Source organism: Streptomyces sp. NPDC060205, assembly GCF_042728395.1.
Taxonomy (GTDB): Bacteria; Actinomycetota; Actinomycetes; order Streptomycetales; family Streptomycetaceae; genus Streptomyces.
In genome coordinates this window covers 1-11,813 of sequence record NZ_JBHWZP010000291.1, presented here as the reverse complement: position 1 = coordinate 11,813, position 11,813 = coordinate 1, and the positions used below count along the sequence as shown (strand labels likewise).

Annotated in this window: 8 protein-coding genes; 4 read left to right on the top strand and 4 right to left on the bottom strand. The window is 70.5% G+C overall.

Features of this window, described 5'->3' with window-relative positions; translation table 11 throughout:
* Window positions 1-126: 126 nt before the first annotated feature.
* The gene (locus ACFWGJ_RS34765) at window positions 127-1,836 is read right to left on the bottom strand and encodes a cytochrome bc complex cytochrome b subunit (RefSeq protein WP_387332575.1); all 1,710 of its coding nucleotides are present in this window, start codon (window positions 1,834-1,836) and stop codon (window positions 127-129) included.
* A gap of 198 nt (window positions 1,837-2,034) precedes the next feature.
* On the opposite strand from ACFWGJ_RS34765, the gene ACFWGJ_RS34760 reads away from it, so the two are divergent.
* Window positions 2,035-2,799, top strand: coding sequence for an RNA polymerase subunit sigma (locus tag ACFWGJ_RS34760; protein ID WP_387332573.1), 765 nt, complete (start codon window positions 2,035-2,037; stop codon window positions 2,797-2,799).
* Between the two features lie 369 nt (window positions 2,800-3,168).
* Window positions 3,169-5,514: an FtsX-like permease family protein gene (locus ACFWGJ_RS34755; RefSeq protein ID WP_387332571.1), complete on the top strand. Its 2,346-nt coding sequence runs from the start codon at window positions 3,169-3,171 to the stop codon at window positions 5,512-5,514.
* Window positions 5,515-5,618: 104 nt separating this feature from the next.
* Here ACFWGJ_RS34755 and ACFWGJ_RS34750 read toward each other — a convergent pair whose 3' ends face one another.
* Both ACFWGJ_RS34750 and ACFWGJ_RS34745 read right to left on the bottom strand, forming a co-directional pair.
* Entirely contained in the window at window positions 5,619-8,483 is a 2,865-nt protein-coding gene (locus ACFWGJ_RS34750) for an AAA family ATPase (RefSeq protein WP_387332569.1), read from the bottom strand.
* Window positions 8,484-8,917: 434 nt separating this feature from the next.
* The gene (locus ACFWGJ_RS34745) at window positions 8,918-9,685 is read right to left on the bottom strand and encodes an SDR family NAD(P)-dependent oxidoreductase (protein ID WP_387332567.1); all 768 of its coding nucleotides are present in this window, start codon (window positions 9,683-9,685) and stop codon (window positions 8,918-8,920) included.
* 158 nt (window positions 9,686-9,843) lie between these two features.
* Here ACFWGJ_RS34745 and ACFWGJ_RS34740 point away from each other — a divergent pair, with 158 nt between their 5' ends.
* Window positions 9,844-10,200, top strand: a complete 357-nt coding sequence (locus ACFWGJ_RS34740; protein ID WP_387332565.1) for an ArsR/SmtB family transcription factor — start codon at window positions 9,844-9,846, stop codon at window positions 10,198-10,200.
* A 22-nt stretch (window positions 10,201-10,222) separates the two neighbouring features.
* Here the strand turns inward: ACFWGJ_RS34740 and ACFWGJ_RS34735 are convergent, their stop codons facing one another.
* Window positions 10,223-10,831, bottom strand: coding sequence for a DUF5134 domain-containing protein (locus ACFWGJ_RS34735; protein ID WP_387332563.1), 609 nt, complete (start codon window positions 10,829-10,831; stop codon window positions 10,223-10,225).
* A gap of 344 nt (window positions 10,832-11,175) precedes the next feature.
* Between ACFWGJ_RS34735 and ACFWGJ_RS34730 the strand changes: the two genes are divergently transcribed.
* Complete coding sequence (locus ACFWGJ_RS34730; protein WP_387332561.1) at window positions 11,176-11,775, top strand: YceI family protein; 600 nt, start codon at window positions 11,176-11,178, stop codon at window positions 11,773-11,775.
* Window positions 11,776-11,813 lie beyond the last annotated feature (38 nt).

Here is an 11,813-nt window from a genome sequence, read left to right as displayed (position 1 = left end):
GGGCTTCGTTGCCGGCCGCACGGCGAAGGGGCAGGACCGGGTCCTGCCCCTTCGGCGCTGCACCCTCAGGCGCTGCACCCTTAGGCGCCGCAGACGCCGCCCGGCGGGTGCGGGTTCGAGGAGCGACTACTCGCCGTCGTGCTTGTGTGAACCGTCATCGTGGGCCGCGTGCCCGCCGGTGATCCGCGTGTACTCCTGGGCGGTGGGCTTGCGGATCTGTGCGCCCCCGCCGTGGAGGGCCCGGCTGATCCCGATCCGCAGACGCTGTGCACGCTCCGGCGCGGGCACGGGTGTGCCGTTCACGGCCTCGGCGGGCGACACCGCGGCGAGCGGCGCGTACTGCTCGTGTGCCGTGAGCTTGTGCAACTCCTCCTGGCCGAGCGGCTCGTGCACTTCCACGAACGCACCGTTCGGGAGGCGCTTGACGACTCCCGTCTCACGACCGTGCAGTACCTTGTCGCGGTCGCGCCGCTGGAGGCCGAGGGCCCACCGTTTCGTGACGAAGTAGACGACGAGGGGCACGACGAAGAGGCCGACACGAACCGCCCACGTCACGTCATTGACCGAGACGTGCAGCCGCAGGGCGATGATGTCGTTCGCGGCGCCGATCAGCGCCACCAGGTACACGCTCAGCCAGGCCGCCCCGAGAGCGGTGCGCACGGGCCTGTTGCGCGGCCTGTCGAGCAGATGCTGGTCACGGTCGTCGGCGGTCGCCCAGGCCTCGATGAACGGATAGGCACCCATCGCGAGGAAGAGGCCGACGCCCACGAGCAGCGGGACGAGGTTGTCGAGGGCGAGGGTGTGGCCCCAGAAGTCGATCTCCCAACCGGGCATCACACGCAGGAGGCCGTCGGCCACGCCCATGTACCAGTCGGGTTGTGAGCCCGCCGAGACCTGGTCCGGCCGGTAGGGCCCGTAGTCCCAGACGGGGTTGATCTGTGCGAGCGCCGCGATGAAGAAGATGAAGCCCGAGACCAGGAGGAAATACCCCGCGGACTTCACCGCGTACACCTTGAGCGGGATGCCCACGACGTTCTCGTTCGTGCGTCCGGGGCCGGCGTGCTGAGCCGGCCGGTGACGGACGGACAGTGCCGCACGGGCGACGAACAGCACGACCATGAGGGCCGGGACGATCAGAACGTGGATGGTGTGGAATCGGGCCACCAGGTCGTCCCCCGGGAACTCTCCGCCGAACAGAAACATGGAGAGGTACGTGCCCACGATCGGCACGGAGAGGATCGTTCCGTTGACCACCGCGAGTCCGGTTCCGGACAGGAGGTCGTCCGGCAGGTCGTATCCGGTCAGTCCGCCGAACATGGCCAGGATCAGCAGCAGGAAGCCGAGCACCCAGCTGATCTCGCGCGGCTTGCGGAAGGCACCGGTGAAGAAGACGCGCAGCATGTGCGCGAACAGGGCGGCCACGAAGATGAGGGCCGCCCAGTGGTGCGCCTGGCGGATGAGCAGACCTCCGCGGACGTCGAAGGAGATGTGCATCGTCGAGTCGAACGCCTCGGACACCAGCAGCCCGCGCAGTGGCGCGTAGCTGCCCTGGTAGACCACCTGCTCAGACGACGGATGGAAGTAGAGGGTCAGGTAGACGCCTGTGCCGACGAGGACGAGGAAGCTGTAGACACAGATCTGCCCGAGCATGAACGACCAGTGGTCCGGGACGGCCCTTCGCAGCAGGTCTTTCGACGAGGAGCGGTATCCCAGTCGGGCGTCCGCCCAGTCGGCGAACTTCTCGCCCCTTCGACCCCTCCGGGGTCCGGCCGTCCCGGCTGCTTTCGTCCGTTCGGTGGGGCCACCTGCGTCGAGCGGTCGGTCCTTGCGTCTCATCTTCTACCTCGTTCCCCTGCGCGTACCGCCGTGACCTGCTATCAGTACGACCGAGCAGTTCACGAAGGTGTGACGGTCAGTGCCGCACAGTGGTCGCGCCGGAACACCGTGTCGCCGGGGAGAATGCGAAGACATGTCACACGCGCTGCGTCTGACCGGTCAGTGGGAAAAACGCACACAGGGAAAAGTGGGTGCCGTATGGATCACGAGGGTGCGGTGCCGATCGCGGAGCTGCTCGACGAGCGACGGCAGCTGCTGGACATCGCGTTCTGGGTGACGGGTGACAGCGGTGCGGCCGAGGAAGTCGTCGCGGAGACCTATCGGCGCTGGTACGCCCTGTCCTCGCCCGAGCGGAGGTGCGTCACAGCACCCCGCGCCTGGCTCGTGCAGGTCGGGGGTGCCATCTGCCTGTCCCGTCCCACGCTGCCGGGGCCGCGGGACGGGCACTTCGAAGGTACCGGTACGGCCCGCGGCACGGTCGCGGAGGGCGTGGGGTGCCCCGAGCCCGAGCGCACCGCACCGACCAGTCCGGTAGGCCGGGCTCACGAGAGCCTCCGGGGACGCCGCTCACGGCCCACCACCACGGAGCGGGACGACACCGTGGTCCAGGCCGTCCAGCAGGCGTGCACCACGGAGGATCCGATATCTCTGGCAGCCCTGCTGGCACCCGACGCCGTCGCGTTCTTCGACGGCGGTGGCAAGGTTCGCGCGCCGACCGAACCCGTCCACGGCAACGAGCGGATCGCCCGCTGCCTGCTGACACTCCTCGCCCGGCGTCCCCGCACCACCCTGCACACCCATTCCGTCAACGGCCGCACCGGACTCGTCGTCCGCTACGACCACCAGGTCGCCGCGGTGATCGGCCTCGACGTCGCGGGCCACCAGGCCGTTCAGGTCTGGGTCGTCCTCAACCCCGACAAACTTCGCTCGTGGAATCAGCAGCGCGCCACCGGACGTCCCTGAGACCAGCATCCGTGGCTCCTCCCGCCCGCGTCCCCTGTCTGCTTCACTGACCACGCCCGTCCCACGTCTGTGACAGATCCTCCGGCACGACGGGCTGAACATCGTGCCCCTGTCGAACCCGTACAGCGTCTCGGCAACGCCGTCGCCCTGGCGAAACCATCGTCATCGTGTGCACCCGTGTCACAACAGTGTCATGGCATGGTCCGGGAGTACGGCGTCCAGCTATACGCACTGTGTATAGTCGGCGCATGCGGTCGGCGGATTCCACGCCGTGCCGCCGATCCGTCCGCACGGCCGAGGCATTCGGCACCCCATGCCCTCACGTCCCCAGGCCTTGCGGACGGCATTCACCCGCAGGAGAGGAACAAGGTGAGCCCGCGTCTGCAACGACGTTTCAAAGGACTTCGCGCGCTCGGCCTCGGCATGCGATTCGCCCTGGCCGGCGGCCGGGAGGGCCTGGTCCGCACCGCGCTGATGGCCGTCGGGGTGGGGCTGGGCGTAGCCATGCTGCTGCTCGCCGCGTCCGTACCGACCGCACGACACCACCGCGACGAGCGCACCCACGCCCGTATCGACGTCAATCTCGACGATCGCGCCATCGACAGCTCAGATCACACTGTGTTGATCAGCGACATCGACACCGTGTTCCGTGGCAAGGAGATCCGAGGGCGCATGGTGCAGCCGGAGGGTGCCGCCGCGCCGCTTCCGCCCGGCGTACGGCGTCTGCCCCGCCCCGGAGAGATGGTGGTGTCACCGGCACTGCGCCGGCTGCTGGCCTCACCCGGCAGCCGTCTGCTGCGCGAGCGACTCGCCCACCCCGTCGTGGGAGAGGTCGGTGACGCGGGTCTGCTCGACCCGGGCGAGTACGTCTTCTACCTCGGCGGAAAGCACATGCTGGAGGGCGTCGGGGACACACGACGGCTGGACCACTTCGGCAAGACCTACCCGCGGAAGCCCCTCTCCCCCGAACTGGTCCTGCTCAGCATCGCGGGGATCGTCGTGCTGCTCGTCCCGATCGGCGTCTTCATCGCCGCGGCCGTCCGGTTCGGCGGTGAGCACCGGGACCGGCGGCTGGCCGCACTGCGCCTGATCGGCGCCGACCGCCGGACGACGGCCACCGTCGCCGCAGGCGAGGTCGCGCTCAGCACACTGGCCGGCACCGCACTGGGTTCGGTCCTGTTCCTGACAGGCCGCCAGTTCGCGGGGCTGGTGGAGATACAGGGGCTGGGCGTCTTCACCGAGGACCTCACCCCGGAGCCCGTGCTGGTGCCCATCACTGTCGTCGCCGTCTTCATGCTCTGCCTCGTCGTCACACGCCTGTCGATGCACAAGGTGGTCGTCGAACCCCTCGGAGTCGTCCGCAGGTCCGGCGGAACCACCCGGCGCCTTTGGTGGCGCACAGCGCTCCCGGTGCTCGGACTGGTCCTGCTGCGAGTGGTCGTCCGGAACCCCTCCGGCCTGCACGGCGGCTCCGGTGTCGTCCTGGTGGCCGTCGGCATGCTCGCGCTGCTCGTCGGCGTCACCGCCGTGCTGCCCTGGACCGTGGAACGTCTCACCCGGCTGTGCGGCGGCTTCGGTCCGCTGTCCTGGCAACTCGCTCTGCGCAGAATGGAGTTGAGCGGTGAGGCCGCCACCCGCCCGGTCAACGGGATCGCCGTCGCCGTCGCAGGTGCCGTGGCGCTGCAGACCCTCTTCACCGGACTGGCCCACGGTCCGCCGGACAGCGCGGCCCGTACGGCCCACCGCGCGTCCTCGTCCCACACGCGCACCGGTGTCGCCCGCCTCGACAGCGGAGCAGAGAACACGGCGGCGTACGTTCCGGTCCTCGCCGCGACTCCCGGCGTGCGGGAGGCCGTCGGTTTCGCGGAGTTGTCCGTGAGCCCTCCGGACGGCGGATTCACGCAGACGGTCCGCATCGCCGACTGCGCCCAGCTGCGCCGACTGGCGTCCCTGCCGTCCTGTTCCGACGGGGACGCATTCCTGACCACACCTCCGGGCATGGACCGCGCCCACGACATGACCACGTGGCAGGCAGGCATGACGCTGCGCGTCGGCGCGGACGGACCCGGGTGGCGGACCCCGCGCATCACCGCGACCGTCCCCGCCGCGAGCGCCGACCCCGCGGGCGACGCCGCCGAACGGATACTGCTGGCCACACCCAAGGCGGCGGGACCGACGGTGCTGGAAGACGCTGTCAGCACCATCAGGCTCACCTGCACGACCACGACCGAGGACGTGCAGGACCGCGTCCGTACCACGGCTGCCCGGCTGGACCCGTCCTTCGCCGTCGACTTCCCGGGACAGCCCGACAAGGACACGGCCCTCGACGGGGTCCGGCGGGCGCTGCTGGCCGGGGTGACGGCCGTCCTGCTGCTGATCGCGGCAAGCATGCTGCTCGGTGCGCTCGAACAGATCCGGGACCGTGCGCGGGTCCTGGCCGTACTGTCCGCGTTCGGCACGCGGCGTCGTACGCTCGCCGGATCCGTGCTCTGGCAGACCGCGCTCCCGGTCGCACTGGGCCTGCTCGTCGCCGGGTTGATCGGGACGACGCTCGGCGGCACGCTGCTCGGTATCGTCGGCAGGCCCGTGGTCCACGACTGGAGCGCTCTGCTGGCCATGGCCGGCATCGGCGCGGTCGCCTCCGTCGGCGTGACCCTGCTGACGCTGCCCACGCTGTGGCGGTCCACGCGACCGCAGGGACTGCGGCACGAGTGAGCGCCCGGTCCGAGGTGGCCCTGTGCCCCGTCACGACGCCGTGGACGGGGCGGGACCGCAATAGCGGCGATGTCACCGCGGACACCGGGCCGCGGTTCGGCCGGTCACCGCGGCCTGGGAGTCCGCGGTGACCGCAGGGACCTTTCGTACCGGGTCTTCCTGGGGCCGTCGCTCCCGCGTGCCTTGGTGTCCAGGGCCGGAGCCGTCACGAGGGCATCCGGCAGAGCACGGCGTGAGGTGATTCCGAGCTTGGTGTAGACCTTGCGCAGATGCCACTCCACCGTGTGGGGGCTGATGAACAGTTCCGCGCCGATCTTCGCGTTGGTCAGGCCGTCCGCGGCGAGGGTCGCGATCTGGGACTCCTGCGGGGTCAGATCGGCGGCCGGCACGGCCACGCGCGTCCTGACGTGCTCGCCGGTGGCGATCAACTCGCGACGGGTCCGCTCGGCGAAGGCGTCCGCCCGCATCCCGTCGAACATCTCGTACGCCTCGCGAAGATGCTCACGGGCCAGCGCGGGACGGCGGCTGCGACGCAGCCACTCGCCGTACAGGAGGTGCGTACGAGCGACCTCCACGGCCACCCCGCCGCGGCCGAACTCCTCGATCGCGGTCCGGTAGAGGCCGTCCGCCTCGTCGCCGTCCGCGAGCAGTGCCCGGCTGCGGGCGCAGGCGCCGCGGGCCCAGCCGGAGTCGGCGGCACGGGTCAGTTCGATCAGCCGGTCGAGTGAGGTCCGGGCCTGGTCGAACTTGCCGCACCGGGTGGCGGCCTCGACGTGTTCGACCAGCGAGAGGCCTGTGAAGTTGAAGCCGTCGTGCTCGATGCCGGAGCGTGCGGCGACCAGGGCTTCTTCATAGCGTGCCAGCCCGTTGAACAGCACGCCCTGGATGTAGCCCATGGCGCCCAGGAGAGATACCTCGCCCCGTTCCACGGCGCTGGCCCGGGCCTCCTCGACGATGCCGGCGGCGACATCGGCGTCGCCTTTCCATGCGGCCAGGACGAGTGCGGCGTACTTGTGCGGGGCGTGACCGGTCGCGGCGGCGATCGCGTCGGCCTCGTCGATCATCCGGGCCGCCTCGGCGAAGTCGCCGTAGTGGATGTGCACTCCGCCGGCGTAGATGAGCGCGGGCGGCAGCGCACCGAGCGCTCCGACGTCGCGGGCCAGGCGCACCGCACGGCTCGCCAGGACGTCCCACGCGTGCAGGTCCCACGCGTAGTGGATGAAGGCCTCCAACGCGACCGGGGCCAGCAGGAGCCAGCGCATCGTGGCCTCGCGGGTGGGAAGTTCCTCGTGCGCGAGGAGCTCCAGGGCGCTGCGCAGGGTCGTGAGACCGGTGTCGTAGTCATCTGCGAGGAGTGCGGCCACCCCGTCCAGAAGGAGGTCGGCGGCGGCCGAACCGGACGGCGGCGCCCCCGAGCCGCGGGCTGCGGCGGCCGCGGCGCGTGCGCCCGTCGGACCGTGCAGCCTGCCCGCGAAGATCGTGGCGCTGATCGCTTCGAGATAGGTCTCCCGCGCCAGCGGCGATCGGGTGGCGGCGAACTGTGCGGCGGCCTCAAGGAGCAGGGGTGCGGCCTCGTCGCTACGGCTGCGGGCGAAAAGGATCCGTGCCCGCAGCCGCGCCAGACGTGCACGGTTCAGAGCGCTGAGGGGGCACAGCGCCGCAAGAGTCGCCTGCTCCGTCGCCCGGTCGGGTGCGGCCGCCGAGAAGTGCGCCTCGGCGGCGGCGACCGCCCGGCGCCCACGGGAGCCGGCGTCCGGCGTCAACTGGGCTGCCCGCTCCAGCAGTACGGCTTCGGCGGCGATGCCGCCGCGCTGCCGCGCGCGGTCCGCCGCCTGTTCCAGACCAGCGGCCACGTCCTCGTCGGGACCCGCGGCGGCCTGGGCGGCGTGCCAGGCGCGCCGGTCGGGGTCCGCGGCCGGGTCGGTGGCCGCGGCCAGCGCCCTGTGCACCGCACGGCGTTCCTCGGGGTCGGCCTGGTGATAGACGGCCGAACGGACCAGCGGGTGCCGGAATCGGATGGACCCGTGAAGATCGATCAGACCTGCGGCCCTGGCCGGCTCGGCGTCGGGGGTGACCTCAAGAGCGGCGGCCGCACGTACCAGCAGGGCCGCGTCACCGACCGGTTCCGCGGCGGCGATCAGCAGCAGCGTCCGGGTTGCCCGTGGCAGCGGACCGAGCCGTTCGGCGAAGTCCCGCTCGACACGGCTCGACACCGTTCCCCGGGCGCTGCGGTACGTGGAGGAGTCCAGGCCGTAGGCCAGCTCCGCGGCGCTTCGGCCCCGGGAGAACTCAAGAAGCGCGAGGGGGTTGCCGTGCATCTCGGCCACGAAGCGGTCCCTGACGCGCTTGTCCAGTCTCCCGCCGACGGTGCTGCCCAGGAGTTCCGCGGCCGCAGTGGCGTCGAGCCCGCCGATCCGCGACTCCGGCAGACCGGCGAGTGCGGCCTGTCCCTCGGGGTCGCGTGCCGCGAACACCATCGCGACGGCCTCGGCGAGCAGCCGCCGGGCCACGAACTCAAGCGTCTGCAGGGACACTTGATCCAGCCACTGGGCGTCGTCGACCACGACGAGCACCGGTCGGCTCTCGGAGGCCCGGGTGAGCAGGGTCAGCACGGCCAGGCCGACCAGGAAGCGGTCGGGCGGATCTCCGGCCGCCATCCCGAACGCCACGCGCAGCGCTCCACGCTGGGGGCCCGGGAGCGCGTCCAGCTGGCCGAGGAAGGGCGCGCACAGTTGGTGCAGGCTCGCGTAGGGCAGCTCCATGTCCGCCTCGACGCCCTGTGCCCGAGTGACCGTCACCTGGTCCGCCTTGGCCACCGCGTACTCCAGGAGTACCGACTTCCCGATGCCGGCCTCGCCGCGGAGCACCTGTACGCGGGACTCGCCTGCGCGCAGCGCGACCAGTAGTTCGTCGAGCACCGCGCATTCACGGTGTCGGCCGACCGGGCCGGAATGCGAGCTGGCGATCATGAGGAGCGACTCCTGGGGACTCGGCGGACGGCTGCCCCGGCGGGTGTCGGGGTGATCGCTGGACGACGTGGGGCGGGACCCTGCGGCGGCGGGGCGTGAAACCCTTGTGAACTGCGTGTCTGCTCCGTCCTCGCGGTGCTGTGACGGTGCGTGGGACTGGCCCGCGCACACCCGTTTCATCAGGTTGACCGGGATGTGGCTGAATCTGTGACGAGCGGAGCGCCTGCTTTTCCGAGCCGGAAGCAGATCTTCGCCCGGCACGCCGGGAACACGCAATGAGGTGGGCGCGGGACGGCCCAGCCGGACTCCTGCCCACCCCGTTCCGACGACCGCACGCGGTCGTTGAGGCCGCACGCGGTCGTTGAGGCCGCGCGCGGTCGTTGAGGCCGCACGCTGTGATCGGGGCGGCACGCGGTCGCGATGGCGACGTGGTCTCAGATCAGTTCGAGTCCGCCGTCGACGGTGATGACCTGGCCGGTCGCGTGGCGTCCGGCGGGTTCGGCCAGTCGCAGTACCCAGTGGGCCATCTCGTCCGCGCCGGCGATGTGGTGCGTCGGGATGCGCTCACGCTCGTAGGCGTACATGTCGTTGGCGGCTTCGGGGCTGAGGCCCGCGTGCAGCATGACGTCGGTACGGGTCGGCCCGGGAGCTACGGAGTTGACGCGGACGCCCTCACCGGCGAGTTCCAGTGCCCAGCTGCGCGTCAGTTGCTCGACGGCGGCCTTCGTGGCCGCGTAGTGCGCCCCGCCGGCCATGGGACGGTGCCCGTAGGTGCTGGAGAGGTTGATGATCGTGCCGGAGGTCTTCCGCAGGTGCGGCAGAGCCGCGTGCGCGAGGAGGCTGGGGGCCACGACATTGAGCGCGAGGAGGCCCAGGACGGTCTGCTTGTCGGTCTCGGCGAGCGGCATGACCGCGGTCGCTCCGGCGTTGTTGATCAAATAGTCGAGGCGTCCCCACCGCCGGACAGCGGTCCTGACGACATCGGCGGGTGCCCCGTCGTCGCAGACATCGACGGCCAGGATCTCGATGTTGCTGTTCATCGCCGCCGTCTCCTTCAGCGGCTCCTCGCGGCGGCCCACGCCGAGCACGTGCGCGCCGGCCTCCGCGAACGCGACGGCGGTGGCACGGCCGATGCCGGATCCTGCTCCGGTGACGATCGCGACGTGTCCGGACATGGTGCGGCTGATCGATTCCATGGTCATGAGACCCTCATCGTTCGAAGTTCATTGAACATCGAACATAATGTGCAAGCGTGTGCCACTGAGTCAAACGAGGCCTCCCCTGCCGGGCAGTGAAGACAGTCACAACGTTGTCATATTCGTCGTATCGCCCCGCGAGCGATGTGCCTTACTCTGGCCGCATGTCCGAACACGACCACCATCCGGCCCAGTCCGACGCAGAGGTGACACTGCCCCGACTTCTGGGCGTTCTCAGCGACCCGACGAGGCTGGGCATCGTGCGTGTCCTCTCCGACGGCGCCGAACGCGGCTGGGGCCAACTGTGCGCGCCCGTCGCCAAGTCCACGCTCAGCCATCACCTGAAGACGCTGCGCGAGGCGGGCGTGACACGGACCCGCCAGGAGGGCACGCGGTGTTACGTCACGCTGCGCCGTGACGCCCTCGACGACCGGTTCCCGGGACTGCTCTCGGCCCTCCTCGACGCCGCCGCCACCGACAACGTCGGCGCCCATGTCACGGAGCTCACCAAGGACACCTGAGCCCTGCCAATCCGCACGGCGGTCAGTGGGGCATCAGCAGCATGACCGCAGTGCCCAGGGCCATCGCACCGTCACGCACATGGTGGTAGGGCGCCACGGCGGGCCCGCCGCGGACCGCATCGGCCACCGCCCGCAGCGAGGGCATGGACCGTGTCAACGACCGCAACGAGCAGCCCAGCAGGACGAGTACCAGAACCGCGGTGACCGCCGGAGCAGCGGCCGGGAGGCCCGCCACGCCACCGGACAGCGTGGCGTGGTGTGCGTGCACCATCCATGTCATCGCCGCCGTTCCGGCCATGTGCGGCAGCACGGCAACGGACTCGGTCGCACGGTCCTCGATCCGTCCGAGCAGGCTCAGCGGAAACCAGAGCGTGGCCCCGGCGAAGAAGACCGTCATCGTCGCCTTGGGCAGCCCCCAGCCCCAGGGCATGACCGCCATCGCCAGGGCCATGGCAGCGTGCAGGAAGTGACCGACCCGGGCGCGCCACGCATCGTCCGCCGAACGCAGCGCGTGCCACAGCGTGTGGGCGGCCACGACGGTGAACAGCGCTGTCAGCAAGGCGCGCGGCACGAGTGCGGCCGTCGTGCCGGCCGACATCGACACGATCGTGCTGGTCGCGAGGAACGTCATGCCTGGGTGACCGGGCTTCCGGAGCATCTGTGACAGCGACCGCGGTCGGCCTCGTTCGGGCGTGCGCAGCCACCGCCGTCCCGCCGGCCCCCGGTGCGGAGCGAGCGAGCGACGACGGTGTCACAGCATCGCCGGGTGCGCGGTCTTACCGACCAGAGCGGTCCTGCCGACCGGACAGGTCGACCGTACGGGCGCGTCTTCGGGCGCCTTTCCGCCCGCTATGTAGGAGGAAACAGGGCACCCCGCCGACGGATCGCGGACGCCGGCGCATCGCGGACACCGTCGCACCGCGGACGGCAGGCCCTTTCCCCATGAAGCCACCAACACACAGAAGGGCGTGCGCCATGCATGCACGAAGCGACCAGACCGCAGGCCGGACGTCGAACGCGTACGCGGAACTGACCGGCGCCTACACCATCGATCCGGTCCACAGCACGATCGGTTTCGCCGTCCGGCACGCCATGATCTCGAATGTCCGGGGGAGGTTCACCCGCTTCGAAGGCCTCCTCAAGGTCGACGGGTCCCGCCCTGCGGGTTCCGAGGCGTATGTGAGTGTGCAGACGGACAGCCTGGACACGGGAATCCAGGAACGCGATGCACATCTCAAAGGACCCGACTTCTTCGACTCGGCGACGTTCCCGCTGATGGCTTTTCAGAGCGCCGGGATCGTCCAGCTCGGCGACGGCACCTTCCGCCTCGACGGCCGTCTGCGCATCAAGGACATCGAACTCCCCCTCGCCCTGCACGTCACGTTCGGAGGGGCCGGCGAGGACGCCTACGGACAGCACCGGATCGGCTTCGAAGGCACGGCCACGCTCCGGCGCTCGGACTGGGGTCTGACCTGGAACACGGCACTGGGGACAGGCGGCGTCCTCATCAGTGACAAGGTCGCACTGACGCTCGACATTTCCGCGGTCAGGGTCGAGAAGGCTCCGGCGGCCTGACGGACGACAGTGAGAGACGGATGGGGTGGGGGCGGGAC